15 protein-coding genes and 1 pseudogene are annotated in these 24,177 nt (G+C 55.5%); 13 read left to right on the top strand and 3 right to left on the bottom strand.

The genetic code is table 11. The features are described from left to right. Nucleotides 1-270: 270 nt before the first annotated feature. Nucleotides 271-1,437 (top strand): MFS transporter, encoded by a 1,167-nt coding sequence (locus tag PHA01_RS07695; RefSeq protein ID WP_271894339.1) that lies wholly within the window; start codon nucleotides 271-273, stop codon nucleotides 1,435-1,437. 45 nt (nucleotides 1,438-1,482) lie between these two features. Here the strand turns inward: PHA01_RS07695 and PHA01_RS07690 are convergent, their stop codons facing one another. After that, a complete protein-coding gene (locus tag PHA01_RS07690) occupies nucleotides 1,483-1,899 on the bottom strand; it encodes a GTP pyrophosphokinase (RefSeq protein WP_271894336.1) in 417 nt (138 codons plus the stop codon). Nucleotides 1,900-2,066: 167 nt separating this feature from the next. Here PHA01_RS07690 and PHA01_RS07685 point away from each other — a divergent pair, with 167 nt between their 5' ends. From PHA01_RS07685 to PHA01_RS07660, 6 genes and pseudogenes are all read left to right on the top strand, one after another. Beyond that, complete coding sequence (locus tag PHA01_RS07685; RefSeq protein WP_271894334.1) at nucleotides 2,067-2,270, top strand: CsbD family protein; 204 nt, start codon at nucleotides 2,067-2,069, stop codon at nucleotides 2,268-2,270. A gap of 110 nt (nucleotides 2,271-2,380) precedes the next feature. After that, nucleotides 2,381-3,020, top strand: a pseudogene (gene paoA / locus PHA01_RS07680) (aldehyde dehydrogenase iron-sulfur subunit PaoA). Next, the gene (locus PHA01_RS07675; RefSeq protein ID WP_271894333.1) at nucleotides 3,017-3,967 is read left to right on the top strand and encodes an FAD binding domain-containing protein; all 951 of its coding nucleotides are present in this window, start codon (nucleotides 3,017-3,019) and stop codon (nucleotides 3,965-3,967) included. Before paoA ends, PHA01_RS07675 begins: the two are co-directional and overlap by 4 nt. 3 nt (nucleotides 3,968-3,970) lie before the next feature. Continuing rightward, entirely contained in the window at nucleotides 3,971-6,172 is a 2,202-nt protein-coding gene (gene paoC / locus PHA01_RS07670; protein ID WP_271894332.1) for an aldehyde oxidoreductase molybdenum-binding subunit PaoC, read from the top strand. Nucleotides 6,173-6,451: 279 nt separating this feature from the next. Further along, a complete protein-coding gene (locus tag PHA01_RS29240; protein ID WP_334312004.1) occupies nucleotides 6,452-6,610 on the top strand; it encodes a YhjD/YihY/BrkB family envelope integrity protein in 159 nt (52 codons plus the stop codon). Nucleotides 6,611-6,964: 354 nt separating this feature from the next. Continuing rightward, nucleotides 6,965-7,174, top strand: coding sequence for a cold-shock protein (locus PHA01_RS07660; RefSeq protein WP_271894330.1), 210 nt, complete (start codon nucleotides 6,965-6,967; stop codon nucleotides 7,172-7,174). A 339-nt stretch (nucleotides 7,175-7,513) separates the two neighbouring features. Here the strand turns inward: PHA01_RS07660 and PHA01_RS07655 are convergent, their stop codons facing one another. Next, complete coding sequence (locus PHA01_RS07655) at nucleotides 7,514-8,398, bottom strand: transglutaminase family protein (protein WP_271894329.1); 885 nt, start codon at nucleotides 8,396-8,398, stop codon at nucleotides 7,514-7,516. A 538-nt stretch (nucleotides 8,399-8,936) separates the two neighbouring features. On the opposite strand from PHA01_RS07655, the gene PHA01_RS07650 reads away from it, so the two are divergent. Both PHA01_RS07650 and PHA01_RS07645 read left to right on the top strand, forming a co-directional pair. Then, complete coding sequence (locus PHA01_RS07650; protein WP_271894327.1) at nucleotides 8,937-9,446, top strand: ferritin-like domain-containing protein; 510 nt, start codon at nucleotides 8,937-8,939, stop codon at nucleotides 9,444-9,446. Between the two features lie 1,376 nt (nucleotides 9,447-10,822). Then, entirely contained in the window at nucleotides 10,823-11,983 is a 1,161-nt protein-coding gene (locus tag PHA01_RS07645) for a Fic family protein (RefSeq protein WP_271894325.1), read from the top strand. 425 nt (nucleotides 11,984-12,408) lie between these two features. Here the strand turns inward: PHA01_RS07645 and glgX are convergent, their stop codons facing one another. After that, entirely contained in the window at nucleotides 12,409-14,499 is a 2,091-nt protein-coding gene (gene glgX, locus PHA01_RS07640) for a glycogen debranching protein GlgX (protein WP_271894324.1), read from the bottom strand. Between the two features lie 310 nt (nucleotides 14,500-14,809). Here glgX and PHA01_RS07635 point away from each other — a divergent pair, with 310 nt between their 5' ends. The 4 genes from PHA01_RS07635 to treZ are packed head-to-tail and all read left to right on the top strand — an operon-like array spanning nucleotide 14,810 to nucleotide 24,177. Then, entirely contained in the window at nucleotides 14,810-16,843 is a 2,034-nt protein-coding gene (locus PHA01_RS07635) for an alpha-1,4-glucan--maltose-1-phosphate maltosyltransferase (RefSeq protein WP_271894323.1), read from the top strand. Nucleotides 16,844-16,845: 2 nt separating this feature from the next. Beyond that, a complete protein-coding gene (gene treS, locus PHA01_RS07630) occupies nucleotides 16,846-20,124 on the top strand; it encodes a maltose alpha-D-glucosyltransferase (protein WP_271894322.1) in 3,279 nt (1,092 codons plus the stop codon). Next, on the top strand, nucleotides 20,121-22,358 hold the full coding sequence (gene glgB / locus PHA01_RS07625; RefSeq protein WP_271894321.1) for a 1,4-alpha-glucan branching protein GlgB: 2,238 nt from the start codon (nucleotides 20,121-20,123) through the stop codon (nucleotides 22,356-22,358). The genes treS and glgB overlap by 4 nt, the downstream gene beginning before the upstream one ends. Continuing rightward, nucleotides 22,348-24,177 (top strand): malto-oligosyltrehalose trehalohydrolase, encoded by a 1,830-nt coding sequence (treZ, locus tag PHA01_RS07620; protein WP_271894320.1) that lies wholly within the window; start codon nucleotides 22,348-22,350, stop codon nucleotides 24,175-24,177. Before glgB ends, treZ begins: the two co-directional genes overlap by 11 nt.

Below are 24,177 nucleotides of genomic sequence, written 5' to 3'. Positions count from 1 at the left end.
ACGCAGCTAAAATCGTAGGCTTAAACCCCTCATAGCCATTTACGTCGATCGCCGAATTGCATCGATAGCGGCTACATCATCGCGATTGCAGAATTGGATCGGCTCGTTGAAGTTGGCATAAGGATTTCGAAGAAACAGGCGAGGGTGTCCGGGCTGCGCGACAACCTGAATTTGCCAATCTCGGCAGTTCCTCAAGTTAGCTCGATGGTCGTGAAGCGAGTGCTAAAACAGAGCCGAGCGTTGTCCGGCCAAGCGTTTTGGAGCAAACCCATGGCAAATGAAGAGTTGCAGATTCAATCGAACGCGAAACCATGGGCAGCGCTGGCAGGCATAATAGCGACGGTTTCTGTCTTCGCTATCGCGCAAGGGCTGAGTTATCCTCTGCTCAGTTTTATCCTGCAGCGGCAAGGCATGTCGCCCGGTCTAATCGGCTTGTCGGCGGCGATGACGCCGCTTGGGTTTATTCTGTCGGCGCCGCTCATCCCATGGCTCTCACGACATTTCGGGGCAGGGCGAACCGCGCTGTCCTGCGCCGGCCTGGCAGCTGTGCTGCTCGCTGTTATCGGCTGGCAGCAGAATGTCCTTGTCTGGTTTCCGCTCCGCTTTCTGCTCGGCTTTGCGGTCAATCCGCTCTACGTGATCAGCGAAACCTGGATGATTGCTCTGACTCCGCCGGCACAGCGCGGCCGTATCATGGGCGTTTATACGTCGGTGATTTCCGCCGGCTTTGCATTGGGGCCGCTCACCCTGACCGTCGTTGGAACGCACGGCTGGCCGCCTTTCCTGGTCGGCATCACGGCTTTCGTTTTGTGCGGGCTTTGCCTGCTCAGGGTGCTGCCGAAACTGCCCAAATTCAACAATGGCCATGCGCAGCAGGCTTCCGTCAGGCGTTTCGTGCCGCAGGCACCGCTGCTTCTGTTTGCGGTGTTTACCGCTGCCGCGTTCGAGCAGGTAACGCTGGCACTGATGTCGGCCTATGGCCAAGGCTACGGTAGTCCGGAAGCCAGGATATCAACGCTGCTGGCTGTCTTCGCCGCCGGCAATATTGCGCTGCAGATACCACTCGGCATGCTGGCCGAAACGCAGGGCTCGAACAGGGCGCTGATGTTCTGCGCGCTAACGACAGTACTTGGCTGTCTGTTGTTGCCGCTGTCATTCAACTCGGTGTTTGTCTGGCCAGTGGCGTTCGTTTGGGGCGCAGTATCGTTCGGCATTTACACCATGGCTCTGATCGAACTGGGCGAACGCTTTTCCGGGCCGATGCTGATGGCCGGCAATGCGGCTTTCGCCATGGTTTGGGGTGTCGGCGGCATCGCCGGCCCGCCGGTCACCGGCGCGGTTATGGAACTGGTCGGCATCCAGGGATTTTCGCTGACCCTCGGTCTGCTTTGCCTCGCGCTGGCCGTAGCGACGCAACTGATGCAGGACAGGCGATAACGGCAGCCTTTGGGGATCGCTTCTCCGGTGCGGGCATGCATCAATTCACGAAAGTCGCGCCAATGCCTCTTCATACTTGGCCAGCTTCTCCCGCGCTCCAGGATCCTCCAGGTGTGACCTGACCTTCTCGATATTGTCTTTCAGGTCGGCGATTTTAACGCGGCGTCCAAGGCTGTTTTCTCGCGTGCGCAAGACAAAGTCGAAATACTCTTCACCCTGGCGACGGCTGACTGAATCGATTGCTTCCAGGATATGACCGGGAAGTCCTTCCGAACGCAAGTTGTCAAGCGTCCACGGCGTTTTCTCGACGACATCATGCAGGATACCGACGATCCTTTCATCCTCTGCATCCAAGGCGAGCATCACCCGCAAAGGGTGGAAGATATACGGTTCTTCATCGTCGGCGAGGTAACCAGCATGGGCGCTGGCAGCAATTGAGATAGCCTGCTCCAAAGAGGTCATGGGGTTTCTCCCAGGGCTTGGTGATAGCTCTCTTTAATCCTCCGGAGAAGAAGGCGTTCCATCGGCCAAGGATTTTCTTTCGCTGGCTTGTGCACGGCGTTGCTGCCATGCCTTTGGAACACGCAACTGGCTGGCGCGTTTCACTCCAGCCAACAAGGAGATCTGTCATGGACTGGGATCGCGTGGAAGGAAATTGGATGCAGGTGAAGGGCAAGATCAAGGAACAGTGGGGCCGGTTGACCGACGATGACCTTGACGTCATCGCCGGAAAGCGTGACCAGCTGGAAGGCAAAATCCAGGAGCGATACGGCAAGGCAAAGGACGAGGCCAGGCGCGAGATCGACGACTGGTACAACAACCAGAGTTGGTAGGACAAAAATTGCCCGGGCGGTATCGAATTGCGGGCTGCTTGTGAACAAATTTGACGGCCACATGCTCTAGCGCGACCGTCGCGAGCGACTTCAATGGACTGGAGCTAGACATGCGAGGCACTCATCAACTTGTCATGTCCCGGCGTGATCTGCTTATCTCGTCCGCAGCAAGCATCGCGCTTGTGTGGGCCCGTATCAATTTCTGAGCCAGCTCAATCATCAGGGAATGACATGACCAGAACCACGAAAGTATCATTGATTGTCAATGGAAAGGGACATAGTCTCGAGGTGGACAATCGCACCACGCTGCTGGATCTGCTGCGCGAGCACCTGCATCTGACTGGAACGAAAAAAGGGTGCGACCATGGTCAGTGTGGTGCGTGCACCGTGATGGTCGACGGCAGACGCATCAATTCGTGTCTGACACTCGCTGTGATGCATGAGCATAACGAGATCACGACGATCGAAGGCCTCGGCGAACCCGGAAATTTACATCCCATGCAAGCTGCCTTCGTTAAACACGATGGTTTCCAATGTGGCTACTGCACGCCTGGACAGATCTGTTCCGCGGTCGCGGTGCTGGAAGAAATCAAGTCGAACATCCCCAGTCACGTCACCGGCGACCTAACGGCGCAAGCTGAGGCTACCCCCGGGGAGTTAAGAGAACGCATGAGCGGCAACATCTGCCGCTGCGGCGCCTATTCAAACATAATCGATGCCGTTGCAGAAGTCTCGGGGAGGAAAGCATGAAAGCCTTCACTTACGAGCGCGCAGCTTCGATTGAGGCAGCCACAAAGGCGGCGGAGGCCAATCCCGAGGCAAAGTTCATCGCAGGGGGCACCAATATTCTCGATCTCATGAAGCTCGAGATCGAAACGCCGACCCATCTGATCGATGTTAACGGTCTTGGTCTGGATAAGATCGAACCGACCCCAGAGGGTGGCGTCCGCATCGGCGCCCTGGTGCGTAACACCGATCTTGCCGCCGACGAGAGGATCCGCCGCGATTATGGTCTTCTGTCGCGCGCGCTCGTGGCGGGAGCCTCCGGCCAGTTGCGCAACAAGGCGACGACCGCAGGCAACCTCCTGCAACGCACGCGCTGTCCGTACTTCTACGACACCAACCAGCCGTGCAACAAGCGCCAGCCGGGGAGCGGATGTTCCGCGATCGGCGGGATCACACGCCAGCACGCCGTCGTCGGCACGAGCGAATCCTGTATCGCCACCCATCCGAGCGACATGGCCATCGCCATGCGAACGCTCGACGCTGTAATAGAAACGGTGAATGCTGACGGCGTCCGGCGCTCTATCCCGATCGCCGACTTTCACCGCTTGCCAGGTGACACGCCTGAGCGCGATACTGTTCTTGAAAAGGGCGAGTTCGTCACCGCCGCCATGCTGCCGCCCCCGATCGGCGGCAAGCATATCTACCGCAAGGTCCGCGACCGCGCATCCTACGCCTTCGCCCTCGTTTCCGTCGGAGCGGTTATCCAGTCCGACGGGACCGGCCGTGTCGCCGTCGGCGGTATCGCGCACAAGCCGTGGCGCATGGAAACTGCGGACGCCGAACTGCCCAAGGGCGCAAGAGCGGCGTCCAGCGTTCTTTTGTCGGACGCGCGTCCCACCGATCAGAACCGGTTCAAGGTTGCTCTCGTCGAGCGCACACTCAGCGCTGTCATCGCGGAAGCCAAGGGGTAAGCCATGCAGTTCGATACACCAGTCACCACAAATCCCATCGATCGCCTCAAAGTGGTCGGCCAGCCAATCCCCCGCATTGACGGTCCGCTAAAGGTGACCGGCCGGGCGATCTACGCCTATGAATGGCATGATCCCAAAGTACAGTGCGCCTACGGATATCCGGTAGGCGCCGCCATCGCGAAGGGCCGCATCAAGTCGATGGACGTCTCCGGCGCCAGGGCGGCCGCAGGCGTGATCGCTGTTGTTACCGCGCCCGAAGTCGGTGATCGGAAGAAAGGCAAGTTCAACACCGCGAAACTGTTCGGCGGCAACGAGGTGCAGCATTATCATCAGGCGATCGCAGTTGTCGTGGCAGAGACGTTTGAACAGGCGCGTGCCGCTGCCGCGCTCGTAAAGGTCGACTATACTGAGGAGCCCGGCGTGTTCGACCTTGCGCAGGCGATGCAAACCGCGGTCAAGCCAGAATTGGAATCCGGCGATCCGGACTCAGGCGCGGGGGATTTCGAGGCCGCCTTCAAGTCAGCGCCAGTCACGCTTGACCAAACCTACACCACGCCCGATCAGTCGCACGCGATGATGGAGCCGCATGCCTCCATCGCCGCCTGGGACGGAGACGAGCTGACGGTCTGGACCTCAAGCCAGATGATTGACTGGTGGCGGACCGACCTTGCGACGACCCTCGGCATCGATAAGGAGAAGATTCACCTGATGTCGCCGTTCATCGGAGGCGGCTTCGGCAGCAAGCTGTTCCTGCGCTCCGATGCCGTACTGGCGGCATTTGCCGCCCGTGCCGCCGGCCGGCCGGTCAAAGTGGCACTGCCCCGCCCGTTCCTGATGAACAACACGACGCACCGACCGGCGACAGTTCAGCGCCTGCGCATCGGTGCCGAACGCGACGGCAGGATCACCGCGATCGCGCATGAGAGCTGGTCGGGCGACCTTCCCGGCGGACAGCCCGAGACTGCCGTCATGCAGACGCGGCTGCTTTATGCCGGAGCAAACCGCATGACCGCAATGCGCCTTGCGACGCTCGATCTTCCGGAGGGCAATGCCATGCGAGCTCCGGGTGAGGCGCCCGGCATGATGGCCCTTGAAATTGCCATGGACGAAGTGGCGGAGAAGCTCGGCATCGATCCGGTCGAATTCCGCATCATCAACGACACCCAGGTCGATCCTGAAAAGCCGGAGCGGCCCTTCTCTCACCGCGACCTTGTCGGCTGTCTCAAGCTCGGCGCGGAACGCTTCGGGTGGAACGGACGCGGCAGACCCGGCTTGCAGCGCGACGGCAACTGGCTGATCGGCACAGGCGTCGCCGCGGCGTTCAGGAACAACCTGCTTGTTCCTTCGGGCGCACGCGTGCGGCTCGACGCGGAAGGAGTGGTCAGCGTCGAGACCGACATGACCGACATCGGAACAGGGAGCTACACCATCATCGCGCAGACCGCGGCGGAAATGCTTGGCGTGACCATCGACAAGGTCAGCGTCCAACTTGGTGACTCGCGTTTCCCGGTATCTTCTGGGTCTGGCGGGCAGTTCGGCGCAAACTGTTCCACGGCAGGCGTCTATGCGGCCTGTGTCAAGCTGCGGGAGGCTGTCGCACAGAAGCTTGGCTTCAACTCCGAGGACGTTCTCTTCGAAGACGGCGAAGTCCGCTCGGGCAACAGGTCGGTGCCGCTCGCCGAAGCCGCGGGCCCAGACGGTCTCGTCGGCGAGGACACCATCAAATGGGGCGACCTGTCAGAGACGCACCAGCAGTCGACCTTCGGCGCGCACTTCGTCGAAGTCGGCGTCGATGCCGCGACCGGAGAGAGCCGTATCCGCCGCATGCTGGCGGTTTGCGCGGCTGGACGCATCCTCAATCCGATTACGGCCCGCAGCCAGGTGATCGGCGCGATGACCATGGGTGCGGGCGGGGCCTTGTCCGAAGAGCTTGCCGTAGATACCCGCCGCGGCTTTTTCGTCAACCACGATCTCGCCGGCTACGAGGTGGCAGTGCATGCCGATATCCCGCACCAGGAGGTGATCTTCATGGACGAGACCGATCCGATGTCGTCGCCTATGAAGGCGAAGGGGATTGCCGAACTGGGTTTATGCGGTGTTTCGGCCGCCATCGCCAATGCCATCTATAACGCGACGGAGGTGAGGGTCCGGCACTATCCTGTCACGCTTGACAAGTTGATCGGCGGCCTCCCGGACGTCGCATGAAGACTTTTTCTACGGGCTGGTCCATATCCGCCGGCTTATTTGAAGAAGACGTCCGAATCGCAATGCCTTGGTCAGTCGCCTTGCTTCGCGAAATATATTGCGCCGCCAAAATCGAACCTGGGACACTTCCCGGCTTTTTTCAGGACAAAGGATGAATTCAACGAAGCGCCGGCTCAACTTTCAGTGGATGCAGCATGCGTCGATTTGCCAAAATCCCTGGTTGTCCGGAACCACTTTATTGTAGAATGTAACCCATCCGATTAAATCCCGCCAGTCAAAGTGACGCAGGCTTTGTGGGAAGCCGTTCTTTCAACGTTGATCTGGATTGTTGCGTCGGCAACTTTCACCTTCTATCTCGCCAACTTCGCCGACTACAACGCTACCTACGGCGCGCTGGGCGCAGTAGCCGGTCTGATGATGTGGACGTGGATTTTTTGATTATCCTCATCTCATCCTCGGCGCAGAACTGAACGCTGAATTGGAGCATCAAACTTCAATCGACAGCGCCACGGCAGAGCCGCTTCCCATGGTCAGCGCGGAGCTGTGGTCGCCGATACGCTCGGTGAATCGGCCCCCTGACCGATGAACACGCCATTCGCGGTGGAACCCACATAGAGATGATCTGTGGAATGAGTTGGGAATGTACCTATGAGATTTGCGTTACGAAGGTGAAGAGACAGGATTTCAAGTAGAGGAGGGACTGCAAGATCATACTTTCCGGCTCTAAGGCTTGATACAGGATGCGTCGAACGATAACGATACTGTTCGAACTTGCTAGCGGGAGGATTCATCGTGGCAACAGGTACTGTGAAATGGTTCAACGCAACCAAGGGTTTCGGTTTCATCCAGCCCGACGATGGCGGCGCTGATGTCTTCGTCCATATTTCTGCCGTCGAGCGCGCCGGAATGCGCAGTTTGAACGACGGGCAGAAGATCACCTACGAAATGGTGCGCGATAACAGATCCGGCAAGATGTCTGCCGAGCAATTGAGCGCAGGGTAAGCCGTCCCAGCCGAATACCAGAACAGCAACGAGGCGGGATCATGGTCCCGCCTTTCTTCTCGTGTCCCGGCAAGCAAACCGCTGCCGGTATTTCCCTCATGCTACGAGGAATGCAGAAGAATTACGGGGTCATTCTAGCGGACTGCTGCCTTCGGCGCTCGACGGACCGCGCCCGTTGCCGTGCCAACCAGCAACATCGCTGTCGGCTGTGGGCACCCGTATCCCAAAGTGAACCCGGCGCGTATCTTCATCGTCTCTCCTTGATTGATATCCGACTGCCTTGTTGACAATCATGCGGCAACGTCAAGGAGCCACTATGGGTTCCCTACAAATCTTCAATCATGGCATCGTCTCCTCTGTTGTGACATTCACCTGCACCGACATTCCATCATAGTCGGAGGCGTCACCGTCGTAGCTTCCGGTCAGTGGAATGGCTTGCCGCGGCTCACGGGCGACAGCCACCCGGATCAAATCCCTGTTTCCGACTATCCCATTCGTTGGATCGAATTCCACCCATCCGGCTCCCGGAAGATAGATCTGGCACCACGCGTGAGTCGATCCGCCGCCGCGAGTTATCGAGCCATCGCGACTTGGCACGTAAATATACCCAGTGACAAAGCGCGCCGCCAAACCCAATGAACGGGCTGCCTCCATCATCAGCACGGCAAAGTCCCGGCAGGTGCCCCGCCGTAACTGCAAAGTCTGAACAGGGGACTGCGTTCCCCGCGCTGCGCGACGCTCATACACGAAGCTCTCATGAATTGCGAAGCAGAGCGTCATGAGCAGGTGGCCCGTTTCCGTCGGATGGCCGACGCGAACGAACTGTCTGCCCCAGCGGCCGACTTCATCGTCACGATCGGGATAGTGACGCTCAATTGTGTGCTCCAGATCAGCAATCTCATCGTTCGCATAAGCGAAGGGATAGCTGAGCGCCTTTTCATCAATCTGCAGATCAAGCCCCGCGTCCGGCGTATGGTCGAGGCGAATGTGGCTTTGAAAGCTTAACTCCGACGCAGTTGCAGTGACGTCGATGAGCGCGACACAATTGCCGAAGACGTCGTGAATCCAGCGTATTTGTTTTGGCGTTGGTTCGACAACCAATGTTGCCTCCAAAAGGCGCTGGTCAAAACTGTCTCGCGGACGAAACATCAAGCGGTGCTCACCGAAGGCAACTGGTCGCACATAGCGATAGACCGTCGAATGTCTAACCGAAAAAATCGTCATGGTTCACTTTGCTGAAAGTCGTTTTTGCCGCAACAATTGATCATAATTGACGTATCCGATGCCTAAACGTTCGTGACATTAGGTCGTTAAAAGCATGTCAGTGAACTCAATGGCTGACAATGAGCCTGAAGCCGCCGCGTAGAACGGCGCTCTGTCCATGGCCATTTTTCTTAGTTGTTATTGGGCGTATGGTTGTGATGCAAATCTGAGAAGCATAAGCAGAGGCTTGGTCGTTTTTCATCATCAGCCGGGGTTACCTTTTACCTTCGTCCAGTACCGGACAGAGAGGGAACCTCTCCTTGACTTAAATGTTTTGCCACCGCTGAACCCCCGTTTCAGCAAAAGGTCTGAGGAAGAAGTGGCGCTTCTTTTTCACGTCAGGCCTGATAGGCTCGGCCGTCGGTATTTTGCGTTCCGGTCGGCCGGGCCACTCATTTCCACGATGTGACATCACTCCGAAGGTCAAACCTCTCCTGTGCAAAGCAGGGGAACAATCTTCACCCAGCTGTGTTAGCGGATTTTGGATGGAGAAGATTTAATGACTGCTGCAGATAAAATGCTGAATGATTGGCTGCGTGATGCGCACGCTATGGAAGAGCAAGCGCTTACTATGCTCAAGGGTCAACATAGCCGTCTGGAAAACTATCCGGAACTTCGCGAGCGCATTAATGAACATATAGCCGAAACCGAGCGGCATGCGCAAATGATTCGAAGTTGTCTTGAGCGTCGAAATACTGCCACCTCAGGTATGAAGGATGCAGGGGCTAAGCTTACTGCATTAGGACAATCGTTGAGCGGGATATTCGTCAGCGATGAGGTCGTGAAAGGCACGATGGCGAGTTATACGTTCGAGCATATGGAAATCGCCAGTTATACAATGCTTGCTGAGGCAGCCAGCTTTGTCGGCGACGCCCAGACACATCAAATTTGCGAAGAGATTTTGACAGAAGAAGAGTCCATGGCCCAATGGCTGGCCGATCACGCTGGCGAAGTTACGCGAACGTTCCTGAAGCGGGAATCGACTGACGCAGAGACGGCAAAGCGATAGTTAAGCACCACAATAGTCAACGATGTGGCGATATTTACAATATTGACGGGAACTAACGCTTGTAGCACGAGTTGGAGATCGGTTGTCCGGCAGGCATTGATACGAACCTGGCAACAGAGGCTCGAAGGTTTCATAGGCCTTCGAGCCTCGCTTACGGGTTCTGATAAGCAGAACACCTTAGGCTTTGACGACGGTTGCTGTGCGCCTAAAGCCGGGCCCGCCCTTCTGCATAGAATTCCGTGCACTATCAGTCGAAACACTGGGGAGACGGTATGATTAGAACCTTCGTCCAGCCCACCCGGGGAACTTTGGAGGCGGGCCTCACATGCGTGTTCATCCGCACGGGCATGTTGCCCGAGACCCAGCCGCGTCCACATGCCCCCGGACATTGCGTCCCAAACGCGGTGCTGACCGGTCGCTGCGATCGCAAGCCGCTTCGGGTCACGCATGCCTTCCTTAAAAAACTTGATGATTGTCCCTCAGGTCCAAGTCTCCTTCGATTGAACGAGAGTGTGTTTGAAGGAAGGATTGCCACCGCCATATCGTGTGCATAGGCCAAGATGTCGCATTGCTCAGACGCGTATTTTTGATCGTGGAAGAATTTATACGTAGCGCAGCTCACTGTAAGACGGGAGCACGTCGCATGAAGGTAAAAACAGGGCAATCTGGCGTGCATTGACACGCCATCGTCGATTCAAATCGATGCCGACACTCTTCTTGCTTGTCTGCTACTCCAAAACACCGAAAGGCAGTGGCATCCACATGTTCGCGCGTTCATTCGGGAGATTGCAACCAAGTTAGCTCTAGGAGTTGAAAAGTAACGCTTTTCATCGATTGGATGACATTTGGAACATTTCGCGGAAGGCCGGAACGTTTTTCCCGGAATTCGTTGAAATTTGCTCATCTGTGGACAGTTTTCATAGGACCAGGCTATAAAGGTACGAATTTCTTGGCGCGGGAATGTTTTTCATGATACCCACCTTCTCTGGCCCTTGCACAATACTTTTCGATGATTGGTTGCCGGAGGAGGCGACTCCTGCGGGATACGTCGCCTTGATCGATGCATACGGTCTGGATGTGACCATCCCATGGACACGATCCGCCACGTCCCCCCGAAACCGTGAGTACACGCAGGATGGGTGGAGGATTTTCACGCAGCGACACGCCCCGGAAGCAACGTTGGTCGGCACCTGACGTTCGCGTTGAAATACGAAGGGTCGACCTTCTGGTGTTGAAACGCCCTTTTTCAGGCGACAGGTCCCGGGCCGATCCAGCAGCTTCTCAACGATGCTCCATCTGGAGCGTACACCCGTCGGATCGCTCACCTGTACGAGCGCCTCGACGCGCCGGACTCCGCCGGAGGTCGCTATGTCGAGGTGATTGACTCCGACCTCCAGTTCGCAGGTACCGGAACAACCTCCCGCCGATTCAGGGTGAAGGACAACATTCCCGGTACCAGGGAATTCTGTCCGCTCGTCCGTAAGACCGATAGCCTGAACGCCATTGCATCCGCTGACCTGTCGCATCGCGCGGCGGAAGTCATCTCGCAAATATCGCCTGACATCCTTCGCCGAGCCGCCGCTTTTCTTCTTCTGGAGGACACGACATCGACGTTCGAGATCGAGGGAGAAAGGCCAAGCAACGATCGGCTCCATCGATGGGGACGGGCCGTCTCGCAGGCGGGCAAACACCCGATCAGCAGGGTGGAACTGGAACGACTTCAGCGCATCGTTCTCGAAGGTGCCGGTGCCGTGAAACTCGGCCTGAGGGAAGAGGAAAACTTCATCGGTCGCCATGACCGATCGACGCATGAGCCGATCCCAAGCCACATCAGCGCACGTGCAGACGACGTTCCGTCCTTGGTCGAGGGCCTGATCGCGTACGACGACGCGCTCGACTCTGCGCACATGCCGCCCATCGTGGCCGCGGCCACGCTCTCATTCGGCTTCGTGTTCATCCACCCGTTCATGGACGGCAATGGGCGACTGCATCGGTACCTGATCCATCACGTCTTGGCGCAGTCCGGGTTCAGCCCGAAAGGAATGATCTTTCCCGTCTCGTCCGTGATGAATGACGAGATCCATGCCTATCTGTCCGCTCTCGAATCATACTCCTCCCGCATCCTGCCTCTCGTGAAGTGGAGGCCTACGTCGGATGGCAACGTCGCCATCGACAACGATACGGCCGACTTCTACCGCTACTTCGACGCGACGATCCAGGCCGAGTTTCTAGCGCATTGCGTCATCCGGACCATCGAGCAGGACCTGCCGCGCGAAGTCCGCTATCTGGAGGCACACGATCATTTCAAGGCGTCCGTCAAACGCTCGATGGATATCGAAGTCCGCCTCGAGGAACTGGCATTCGGCTTCCTCCACAGCGGGTCGGGAAAATTCTCGAAGCGGGCGCGGATGCGTGAACTCGCATCCTTGGGAGATGAGCGTCTCGATGCCCTCCAAAGCTTATATGAAGCGGCCTTCGCACAGTTGGACGAGCGTTTGGACGGAGAAGCGAGCGACGAGATTTGGAGGCGCAAATAAGCTTTTCTTGGAAGGCTAGCGCATTCATCACTCCTGAAACAACGGGATTTCAGGGTAGTCCAAATGAACACTATTATGTTTGGTGGCAGTTGCTACCTAATTCCGGTTTTTGAACCACCAAGCCACATATAGCGATCGCTGCCGACGCGTCCCGCTTTTTTAAGAAGCGAGATCGCTTGCCCTTTGTCGCTTGAGCGCCGAGCTTTTCCGTGTCCGCTCCCAAACGATTACGATCATGCCGATGATTCCGCATATCGCCGGATGCGCAAGAGGAACCCACAAAACCTCGCTCATAGGCTTCCAAGAGAGTACGCGCATTTGCCGCATAAATGCACATGCTTTGCAGACGTTCCATATCCCGGTCAAGCAGCCTGGAACTCTGTCTTTGCAACGCCCGCAACGGCGAAGTATCCACCAATGGCTCATCACTGACTTGAGCTGAAGAGAACGAAGCTTCTGCCGGCAATTTCGAAAATTCCGCCACCGTGCTCAGCATGTTCATCGAAGTTGGAATTGGCCGTGTTAAGTTCTTGTCGCCAACTGTTGCCGGTTGGGGGAGCCGGCATTTCGAACGGCACTTCGGCCTCGTGCGGATTAAAGAGTACGACCGCGCTATGCCACTGGCCAGGAGCGGGATTCTCACACGTCAAGTGCACTCCGATCGTGGTTCCGCCACCATCCTGCCAATGTTCTGCAGTCTGTTCCCCACCACCCGCATTAAGCCAGTTTATAACATGACCATCGCGCCAGTTTTCACGACGAAACATTGGCTGTTTCTTGCGGATGTCAATAATCTTACGAGTGAATTCGCCCAACTGCGCGGCGGTAGCCGGCAAGCCCTCCCAATGAACCCAGCTCATTTCGTTGTCTTGGCAATATCCGTTATTATTGCCCATTTGGCTCCGTCCAAACTCGTCCCCCGCAAGTAACATCGGCGTACCATGCGAAAGGAACAACGAGGCTAAAAAGTTGCGCTTTTGCCGTTCGCGAATCGCGTTGACATTGGCATCGTCTGTCGGACCTTCAACACCATAATTGTTGCTACGATTGTCACCGTGGCCGTCCTTATTGTCCTCATCGTTATCTTCGTTGTGTTTGTCGTTATAAGAAACCAGATCGTTGAGCGTGAAGCCATCATGGGCCGCGATGAAGTTGACGCTGGACCAAGGTCGCCGGCCCCGCAGGTCGTAGACATCGGCGGATCCCAGAAATCTTGCAGCGAAGTCCGGTGCGGAATTGTCGGTGTCCTTCCAGAAGTCTCTTACTGTGTCGCGGTATTTGTCGTTCCATTCGGCCCAACCCGGCGGGAAGCCTCCAACCTGGTAGCCACCGGGACCGATATCCCAGGGTTCGCCAATCAGCTTGACCTTGGAAAGAACCGGGTCCTGATTAACGGCGTCAAAGAATCCCCCGCGCTGATCAAACCCATCCGGTTCCCGTCCCAAAATTGTCCCGAGGTCGAAGCGAAATCCGTCAACGTGCATGTTTTCGACCCAATAGCGCAGCGAGTCGGTCACCATCTGGAGTACCCTGGGATGAGACGTATTGACCGTATTGCCTGTTCCGGTATCGTTTATATAGTAACGTGGTTCATCGGGTGTTGTCCTGTAATAGGAGAAATTGTCGATGCCTTTAAAAGAGAGCGTAGGTCCCAGCTCATTTCCCTCGGCCGTATGATTGTAAACGACGTCCAGGATAACTTCGATGCCACCGTCATGGAGAGCTCGGACCATGTCCCGGAATCCATCCATGCCCCTAGGACCATAATAGCGCGAGGCCAGCGCAAAGAAACCAAGCGTGTTGTACCCCCAATAGTTCTTAAGCCCTTTTTCCAATAGATGGCTGTCATCGGGAAAGAAATGGATCGGCAGCAACTCCACAGATGTTATTCCAAGGCTTTTCAGATAGTTCACGATTGCTTCGTGTCCAAGTCCTTCGAAAGTTCCACGAAGTTTTTCCGGTATGGCCGGATGTAGCTGCGTGAAACCTTTGACATGGGTTTCATAAAAAATGGTTTGGTGCCACGAAACCGAAGGTCGAACATCCTTAGACCAATCGTATGGATCTTCGCCGATAACGCGACACTTGGGCGTGTCGGCTGCGCTATCTGCCTCACTGAAGGACAGATCCTTTTCGGAGTCATTGATATCATAGCCAAAATGGGCAGCGCTCCACTTCACATCGCCGACGATCTCCCGGGCATAGGGATCTAAAAGCAATTTGTTTGGGTTAAAACGATGCCCATTTTTGGGATCGTAGCGGCCGTGGACCCGATAGCCGTAGAGGGTCCCGGGTTGGAGGCCGGGGACATAGCCATGCCAAATCTCATTGGTGAATTCAGGCAGCGTCATCCGGGCCGTTTCCATTTCGCCTGCATCATCAAAGAGGCAAAGTTCCACGCGCTCGGCATGAGCCGAAAACAGTGAGAAATTTATGCCATCTTTGTCGGCGTGGGCCCCGATGGTCGTCCAGTCCCCGGGTTGAATATCGAATGCTCTTTCATTTTTGCCGTTCAAAGCTTGCTCCATCCTTGTGGTAGCGTAAGTCTCTAGGCCGAGCTTTGTTCCTAATATCCTGGAGGAAGGACTTAAGTTTGCGGCTGCGCGCCGGCCGCTAACCTCAAATATTTGTTTTCCCGAATGCCGCGTCGGGCCAGGGGGCCTCGTCGTTCACTTCATTGATCTGCCACAATTCTCAAGAGCCCGCCGAACAATAATTCTATCGACTCGCGGGAACTTTGTGCCGTGCCCGAGGTTGCTTACGGTGAACGGTTTATGAGGGACGCGTGGGATCAAACTGCGGTCCAAATGTACGGTACCAGTCAACGTGAAGCAGCACGAATTTCAAAACGTCCGATCTGCAAATCGCGAAGCGCCCTCAGTTCGGGGTGCAGAAGTCGGTCCATTGCCGTTGTCTGATGGGCGGATAGCGATTGAGGCTGTGCGACCTGAAATCAACGGTGGGAGGTTTTTTGCCAAGGCCATTCAAGCCGTAGACTTCCTGGTTTCGGCAGACATTTATTGCGACGGTCATGATGTTTTGAGGGCTGCCGTGCTCGTCAGTTGGGGCAACGCGGCGACAGAAATACCCATGCGGCCTATCGGCAATGACCGCTGGGAGGGCACGGTAAATATCCCTGATGTCGGACCGTGCTCGTTTACAATAATCGCGTGGCGGGACCTGTTTGCCAGTTGGGCAGCAGAGACAACGAAAAAAATCGCCGCTTATCAAAGAACAGCTCTCGACGCGATCGAGGGTCGAAACCTAATCGAGGCTGCATTGGGCGCAGGAACCGGCCAGGAGGCCTCCCGACTTTTACTGGAAGATGTCCTCGCCAGGATGAAGGTTTGCCCTGACGACGATGAGTGCGAACTGTTGTTGTCGGATAATGTTCTGAAGGCGATGTCCCACCTCGGATCGAGAGCCGACTTGACCCGCTATGAGAACGATGTCCCCGTATTCGTAGAGAGAGCACTGGCAGGATTTGGATCCTGGTATGAGCTTTTCCCCCGGTCGCAGTCGGCCGTTTCTGGTCGACATGGCACCTTTGACGACGTTATCAAGCAGCTTTCATACGTACGCCAGCTCGGCTTTGATGTTCTCTATTTCCCCCCGATCCATCCGATAGGGAGAACAAATCGGAAAGGGCCAAACAACAGCCTTGTCGCGGCAGAGAGTGATCCCGGCAGTCCGTATGCCATTGGCGCAGCTGACGGGGGCCATACGGCTATACATTCCGAATTGGGCACACTCGCAGACTTTGATCGCCTCGTGGATGCAGCCCGTGACAAGGGACTGGAGATAGCGCTTGATTTCGCCATTCAATGCTCGCCGGATCATCCTTGGGTCAAGCAGCACCCCGAATGGTTTAACCATAGACCCGACGGCAGTATAAAGTTTGCGGAGAATCCTCCCAAGAAATACGAGGATATCGTCAATGTCGACTTTTACGGCGAGGGAAAACAGGCGGTTTGGATTTCGCTGCGCGACGTCGTGCAATTTTGGATCGAGCACGGCGTAACCATCTTTAGGGTTGACAACCCGCATACCAAACCGTTCCCCTTTTGGGAGTGGCTTATAAACGACATCCGCAGGAACCATCCCGACGTCATATTCTTGGCCGAGGCTTTCACCAGGCCCAAGGTCATGGGCAGACTCGCGAAGATTGGATTCTCACAGTCGTACTCGTATTTCACCTGGCGCAATGAAAAGGAGGAATTGCAGGCGTATTTAAGCCAACTTACGCAAGGCGAAGAGCGTTGGTACATGCGGCCGAATTTCTTCGCCAACACTCCGGACATCAATCCATATTTTCTTCAAAACAGCGGTCGCGCTGGCTTTCAAATCCGCCTTGTTCTTGCCGCCACCCTGGGTGGCAGTTATGGCATTTATAGTGGATTCGAACTCTGTGAGGCGGCTGCCGTGCCGGGTAAAGAGGAATATCTTAATTCCGAAAAATACCAGATACGCCATCGAGACCTGAACAGTTCAGGCAATATTGCCGAAGACATCATTTTCATCAATCGCCTGCGTAAAGAGCATGCGGCGCTGCGGGCCTACTCCAGTCTTCGGTTTTACAACGCATGGAACGACCATATTCTTTACTACGGGAAAATGGATGCGAGAGAAGACAGCTTTCTTCTGTTCCATGTAAACCTCGATCCGCACAATGCGCACGAATTTCAGTTCGAAGTTCCGTTATGGGAGTTTGGCTTGTCTGACGAAGCGTCAGTCGAAGTAGAAGATCTAGTCCACGGCAACCGCTTCACATGGCACGGCAAGCTGCACACTCTGCGGATTGATCCGGCAACGGTCCCCTATGCGATCTGGCGAATTTTCCCTCCCGGAGTAAGGCGTTGAACATGGATGTGGCAGTTGAAGAAGCGGCTACTGCCGAGAAGGTCACAGCGGACTGGTACAAGGACGCAATCGTTTACCAGCTTCATGTGAAAGCATTTCAGGATTCAAACGATGATGGCGTGGGTGATTTCGCGGGGTTGATGAAGCGCCTTGACCACATCCAACAGCTCGGTGCGAATACGATTTGGCTTCTGCCGTTCTATCCATCCCCGCTGCGAGACGATGGCTACGACATCTCCGACTATCGATCGATCAACCCTTCCTACGGAAACATGCGTGACTTTCGTCAACTGCTGGCCGAGGCGCACCTTCGTGGACTGCGGGTCGTCACAGAGCTGGTGATCAATCATACCTCCGACCAGCATCCATGGTTCCAAAGAGCTCGCCGTGCCAAGCCGGGATCGAACGCGCGTGACTTTTACGTGTGGAGCGACACGGATGCAAAATTTCCTGAAACACGCATCATCTTTACGGATACGGAGAAATCAAACTGGACATGGGACGAGGTGGCCGGCGCGTATTATTGGCATCGCTTCTACTCTCATCAACCCGATCTGAACTTCGACAATCCCCGCGTGTTTAAAGAAGTCATAAGAGCCATGCACTTTTGGTTGGAGATGGGAGTGGATGGCCTTCGACTGGATGCCATCCCGTATCTGGTTGAGAGGGAAGGCACCAACAATGAGAACCTGCCCGAAACCCATGCCGTCCTGAAGAGAATGCGTGCCGAACTCGATGAGCACTATGGCGACCGCATGTTGCTTGCAGAGGCAAATCAGTGGCCCGAAGACACCCGGCCATATTTCGGCGAGGGGGACGAATGCCACATGGGATTCCATTTTCCCCTGATGCCCCGCATGTATATGGCGGTGGCCCAAGAAGATCGCCATCCACTTACAGACATAATCAGGCAAACGCCGGACATCCCGGAAAGCTGCCAGTGGGCCATTTTCTTGCGGAACCATGACGAGCTTACGCTTGAAATGGTAACTGATGAGGAACGAGACTATCTTTGGCAAACATATGCTGAAGACAGCCGCGCCCGAATAAATCTCGGCATTCGTCGCAGGCTTGCACCACTTATGCAGAACGACCGCCGCAAAATTGAGCTGATGAACTCGCTTTTGCTTTCGCTGCCAGGCTCTCCGATCCTTTACTACGGTGACGAGATCGGCATGGGTGACAATTACTATCTTGGCGACCGTGATGGTGTCCGTACGCCGATGCAGTGGTCGAATGACCGCAATGGCGGGTTTTCACGTGCAGATCCACAAAGGCTATTCTTGCCGCCCATTTTGGACCCTGTTTACGGCTATCAGGCCATCAACGTTGAAACTCAAAACCGGGATGGCTCGTCCTTGCTCAATTGGATGCGCCGCATGGTTGCGGTGCGCAAGGACCACGCGGCGTTCGGCCGGGGCGGAATGACGCTGTTATACCCTCTGAACCGAAAAATCTTTGCCTATGTGCGACAGCATGAGGACCAGTCCATATTGTGCGTGGCCAATCTTTCACGCACGGCCGAGGCTGTCGAACTGGACCTTTCTGCCTGGAAGGGCTTCGTCCCGGTAGAGTTGAACGGCCGTTCGAGTTTTCCGCCAATAGGCGATCTCCCATATTTGCTGACGCTTGCCCCATACGGTTTTTATTGGTTTCGTTTGGCGGATGAGGTCCTGGCTCCGTCCTGGCATCAACAAATGCCCGATATTCTCCCGGAGTTCATCACGCTGGCCACGCGGGATGGGCGGATTGGTTCTGTCCTCGCGGCCAGAGAAAAGACGCAACTGGAAAAAGATATCCTCCCGAAGTTTCTCCCTCTGCAAAGATGGTTTGGAGAAAAAGGCCTGAAGATCGACAAAGTCGAACTCGAGCCTATAGCCGAAATTGCCCAGGGCCAGTTTGCGCTGACCGTTGGTAAAGTCTCAGTCGGAGAGACGGTTTTTAACTACTCGCTACCGCTGTCGGCGCGGTGGGGCGACGCGCATCTCGCGTTCGGTTCTCCAAAATTATCCTACACGATGGCCAAACTGCGCCGCGGTTCCAAAATTGGGGCTTTGATTGATGGTGCTCAGGACGAGGGATTTGCGAGCGCCTTGATGTCAATCTTGCAAACCGGCGAACAAGGTTCATCGGATAAGGCATTGCTGTTGCATAGTTCGGCGCAACTGCGGCCTTTCGGGGCACTTGAAGAACCTCGTGTCCTTGCCGCGGATCAAAGCAACGTTTCCTTCGCATTCGGCGATAAGGTTCTTCTAAAGCTCTACAGAAGATTGCAATCGGGCATTCAGCCTGAAGTCGAAATGGTTCGAATGTTGACGGAAAAAGCCGGGTTCAAAAACACGCCGGTTTATCTAGGCCATGTTGAATTGGCAGATCTCGATGGCAAGCCAGCCACACTGGCGGCGAGCTTTGCATTCGTGAGAAACCAGGGAAACGCCTGGGAGGGTGTCACGAGCGCTCTCAAGAGGCTTTCCGACGACGTCACTCCGGGTTCGCACGATAAAGAACCAGACAAGCAATTGATGGATCGTTCTCTTCTTCCCATCAACATAGGAGAATTGCTCGGTCGGCGTACGGCAGAACTGCATCGCGCCCTTGCGCTGACACCGGATGATCCGGCCTTTGCCATTGAGCCGGTAACAAGATCCTATGTGCAAAAAACGGTGAACGATATTTTGGCAGATATCGCAACTATGTACGATCGCCTCGACAGTGTCCGGGCGTCGCTTGAAATGACAGAAGATCTGCGGACGGTGCTGGCCGGTCGCGGTGGTCTTTCCCAGTTCGTAAAGAGTCTGGAGGCCTTTACGCCCTTGGGGGGATGCTCGAGAATTCACGGCGATTACCATCTTGGCCAATTACTGATCGTCGAGAACGACCTGATGGTGATCGATTTTGAAGGCGAGCCCAGTCGGACTTTGGATTACCGGCGACGCAAGGCACCGCCTCTCATCGACGTTGCCGGAATGCTTCGGTCCATTGATTATGCTGCCGAAACAGCTTTCGCCGAGGGTTTTCACAGGCCAATGGCGAGCGATGCAACCAATCCGATTCATGGTTGGCGCGAGACGGCGTCGGCAACCTTCCTTGATACCTATCATGAGCATATGTCGGGGTGTCCAACCTACCCTGAGCAATCCGACTTCTCAAAAAGAATGTTGGAGCTTTTTGTCATGCAGAAGGCAGCCTACGAAGTCGTTTACGAGCTCAACAACCGTCCTGCATGGGTTGGCATTCCTCTAAGTGGTTTGGCCAGAATCCTGAAAGCGAACATCCAATGAACGCTGTGCCCTTTGTCCGCAAATCGGAAATTGAAGCAATCATACGTGGCCGGCACGGAGATCCATTTGCTGTCTTGGGAATGCATGTTGACGATAGTTCGATTTATGTGAACGCATTTGCGCCGCAGGCAAGAACGGTGGGTGTTATCGACAAGAACTCACAAGAAGTTTTAGGCGAGCTGGAGCGCGTTGACGATGAAGGCTTTTTTTCCGGACGCTTGCCAGATCGCAAAGAGAGCTTTCCATACCTCTTAAAATTTGGGGCTGGAAGAGTGACGTGGACTGCGGAAGATCCCTACCGGTTTGCGCCGCTGCTGGGAGAATTGGATGATTATCTGCTCGGTGAAGGCCGGCACCTTGAGCTATATCGTCGACTTGGTGCACATCCGCTTACCTTGGAGAACGTTGTCGGCACGGCGTTTTCGGTGTGGGCACCCAACGCTCGGCGGGTGAGTGTCGTCGGCGAATTCAACGCATGGGATGGTCGCCGACATCCAATGCGGAAACGGCCGGGTTCAGGCGTATGGGAAATTTTCATTCCCGGCTTGTTCGCGGGCAGCCTGTACAAATTCGAAGTTCTGGGTGTGCACGGCGAAGTTTTGCCGCTTAAGACCGATCCTTTTTCCTTCTCACAGGAAGCGCCTCCGGCGACGGCCTCCATTGTGACGGGAATTCCTGCCCACAGCTGGGGAGACAACAACTGGCTTGCCGAACGACCCCAACGCCAGACCATTTCCTCGGCGATCTCAATCTATGAGGTTCACCTTGGTAGTTGGAGGCGCGATGAAAATGGCCACTCGCTCAGTTACGAAGCGTTGGCAGATGACCTCATTCCCTATGTTACCGATATGGGGTTCACGCATGTCGAGTTGATGCCCGTAACCGAACATCCGTTCACGGGTTCCTGGGGCTATCAGCCAATAGGGCTTTTTGCCCCGACAAAACGGTTCGGCACGCCGGAACAATTCTGCAGATTTGTGGATCGCCTGCATCAAGCGGGGATTGGCGTCATTGTTGATTGGGTCCCGGCTCATTTTCCGTCCGACGCGCACGGTCTTGTCCGATTTGACGGCACGGCTCTCTATGAACATGAAGATCCGAGACTCGGATTCCACCAGGACTGGAACACGCTCATATACAATTTTGGGCGAACCGAGGTCGCAAACTTTCTGCAGGCCAGCGCCCTGTACTGGGTCGATACTTTTCACGTGGACGCGCTGCGTGTCGATGCCGTGGCGTCCATGCTTTACCTTGATTACAGCCGCGAACCCGGCGAATGGCTTCCAAATCGTCTGGGGGGAAATCAAAATCTGGACGCTGTGGATTTTTTAAAGAGCACCAATGAAAATGTCCACGCCAGAAATCAAGGCGTTGTAACCGTTGCCGAGGAATCAACCGCCTGGCCGGGGGTAAGCCGTCCGATAAACGACGGTGGGCTCGGTTTTGATTTCAAATGGAACATGGGGTGGATGCACGACACGCTGGAATACATGAAGCGCGACCCGATCAACCGCCGTTATCATCACTCACAAATGACGTTCGGCCTTCTGTACGCCTATTCGGAAAATTTCGTCTTGCCTCTGTCTCATGATGAAGTCGTCCACGGCAAAGGCTCCCTCTTGCAGAAAATGCCCGGTGACAGATGGCAGAAGTTCGCAAACCTGAGAGCTTACCTGGCATTTATGTGGGCGCATCCGGGCAAAAAGTTGCTTTTCATGGGTTGCGAATTTGCTCATGAGCAAGAGTGGAATCATGACCAATCGCTTGATTGGCATCTGCTGGCGGATCCCTCCCATCACGGTATGCAAGATCTGGTGCGCGATTTGAACGCCATCTATCGAAATAATGGTGCTTTTCATGAGTTAGACTGTGACCCTGCCGGATTTGAATGGGTGGAGCAGAACGACGTTGACAACAGCGTGTTTGCGTTTATTCGCAAGGGCAGCGATGGCAGCGTCCCTGTTCTTGTTGTCTGCAATATGACACCCGTCGTTCGTTCTGGCTATCGCGTCGGTGTACCAGCAAGCGGTGATTGGATCGAGGTCTTGAACACTGATGCGGAGCGTTACTCCGGTTCAAACGTTGGCAACTGTGGAAGGCTGTCATCGGAAGAAGTCCCATGGCATGGACGCCCGCACTCCCTTTGTATGACGCTCCCGCCCTTGGCCACGGTCTTCTTTGTGCTCAGTCGTGCAAACGCGATCGCCGAGCAGGAGATAAAACATGAATCCTGATGATGCGGATCACGTCCTATACAACTGGGGACCACAGTTTCTGGTCAAGGATACGGTCCGTTTTCGCATCTGGGCTCCCGATCATTTATCAATGACGCTTGGGTTAGATGATCGATCATTGCGGATGCAGCGGAGCGACGGTGGGTGGTTTGAAGTCGTAGCATCCGAGGTCAAGGGCGACAGCAACTACCATTTTATTCTTCCGGACGGGACGGCGGTGCCAGACCCCGCCGCCCGCATGCAGCGAGATGACGTACATGGACATTCGGTCGTCGTAGATCCTGATAAATACATCTGGGACAACCCGAACTGGGTCGGACGGCCATGGGAAGAGGCTGTCATTTATGAATTGCATGTCGGCACGTTCACGCCGGAGGGGACTTTTGACGCGATCGTTCCCAAACTCGACCAGCTCTTGGAGATCGGCGTCACTGCGATCGAGCTTATGCCACTGGCTCAGTTCCCGGGGGAGCGGGGCTGGGGTTACGACGGGACATTGCACTATGCACCGCACAACGCCTATGGCACGCCGGACCAACTCAAGGCGCTGATAGACGCTGCGCATGGCCGGGGTCTCATGGTCTTCCTCGATGTGGTTTACAATCATTTTGGCCCGGATGGAAACTACCTGAACGCGTATGCTTCGCCATTTTTTGACCCCGGCAGGCACACGCCTTGGGGAGCCGCGATCGATTTCGCACAAATTCCTGTCCGTAGCTTTTTCATCGACAACGCATTGTACTGGCTGAAAGAATTCAAATTTGATGGTCTGCGCTTCGACGCTATCGATCATGTCATAGACGACAATTCTGACGTCGAAATACTCGTGGAGTTGGCGCAGCGTATCCGAGCTGCATTTCCCCAACGGAAGATTCATTTAATAACCGAAGACAATCGTAACATTACTTGGTTGCATCAGCGGGAAGATGGCGATGGCGTCCTGTATACAGCCGAATGGAACGACGATTTTCACAGTGTTGCCCACGTCATTGCTACAGGCGAAACCGACGGCCATTTTCAGGACTTCAGCGACAATAAATGGGGTAAATTTGCCCGCGCGCTGGCAGAGGGATTTGTCTATCAGGGCGAGAAGTCGCCCAATCTTTCCGGGCGCAGGCGCGGGGAGCCAAGCGCCGGACTTCCTCCCTTTGCATTCGTCGACTTCCTTCAAAATCACGACCAGATCGGAAACCGCGCCTTTGGAGAGCGGATGTCGGTTCTGGCTGATCCAAATCTTCTCCGCGTTCTCTCGGCCATTCTTATGTTGTCACCGCATATTCCCTTGCTTTTTATGGGCGAAGAGTGGGGTTCGACCCGGCCGTTTTACTTCTTCACCGATTTTAGCGGACCACTCGCAGACGCTGTCAGGGAAGGGCGGAGGAAAGAGTTTGGCAAATTTGCGGGTTTTGCAGACGGCGCAACGCAAACGGACCCAGTTCCGGACCCCAATGACCTGGAGGTTTTCCAGGGTTCGAAAATTGACTGGGAGGCCAATCAAACTCCGGAGGGCAAATCGTGGCACGCCTTTTTTCGCGAGACCATCAGCCTGCGCCGGCGGCATGTCATGCCGTTCCTTTCCGGAGCGCACGGAAACGCCGGCCATGTCAGGCAGTGCGATGACGGCATTATCGCAGTGGATTGGACGCTCAATGGAAGCAGTTTGAGCCTTGGAGCCAACCTCAGCTGCGAAGCAAAACAACTGGAGACCCTGCCGCCCGCTCCCTTTTTCTCTTACCCGCCAGGCTGTGCGTCTCCGCAGACCGGCTCTGTTCTGCCGCCCTACTCGGTCGTGGTTGGCACAAGATCGACGAAGATGTGA

Origin of the sequence: Candidatus Phyllobacterium onerii, assembly GCF_028331445.1 — a bacterium.
Taxonomy (GTDB): domain Bacteria; phylum Pseudomonadota; class Alphaproteobacteria; order Rhizobiales; family Rhizobiaceae; genus Phyllobacterium; species Phyllobacterium onerii.
Note: the sequence above shows the minus strand (reverse complement) of the source record. Positions and strands in the feature narration are given on the sequence as shown.

What these genes read in the sequence shown, in the direction of transcription:
- PHA01_RS07695 (WP_271894339.1), top strand. Translation starts at nt 271, where the DNA reads ATGGCAAATGAAGAGTTGCAGATTCAATCGAACGCGAAACCATGGGCA.
- PHA01_RS07690 (WP_271894336.1), bottom strand. Translation starts at nt 1,899, where the DNA reads ATGACCTCTTTGGAGCAGGCTATCTCAATTGCTGCCAGCGCCCATGCT.
- PHA01_RS07685 (WP_271894334.1), top strand. Translation starts at nt 2,067, where the DNA reads ATGGACTGGGATCGCGTGGAAGGAAATTGGATGCAGGTGAAGGGCAAG.
- PHA01_RS07675 (WP_271894333.1), top strand. Translation starts at nt 3,017, where the DNA reads ATGAAAGCCTTCACTTACGAGCGCGCAGCTTCGATTGAGGCAGCCACA.
- paoC (WP_271894332.1), top strand. Translation starts at nt 3,971, where the DNA reads ATGCAGTTCGATACACCAGTCACCACAAATCCCATCGATCGCCTCAAA.
- PHA01_RS07655 (WP_271894329.1), bottom strand. Translation starts at nt 8,398, where the DNA reads ATGACGATTTTTTCGGTTAGACATTCGACGGTCTATCGCTATGTGCGA.
- PHA01_RS07650 (WP_271894327.1), top strand. Translation starts at nt 8,937, where the DNA reads ATGACTGCTGCAGATAAAATGCTGAATGATTGGCTGCGTGATGCGCAC.
- treS (WP_271894322.1), top strand. Translation starts at nt 16,846, where the DNA reads ATGGATGTGGCAGTTGAAGAAGCGGCTACTGCCGAGAAGGTCACAGCG.
- glgB (WP_271894321.1), top strand. Translation starts at nt 20,121, where the DNA reads ATGAACGCTGTGCCCTTTGTCCGCAAATCGGAAATTGAAGCAATCATA.
- treZ (WP_271894320.1), top strand. Translation starts at nt 22,348, where the DNA reads ATGAATCCTGATGATGCGGATCACGTCCTATACAACTGGGGACCACAG.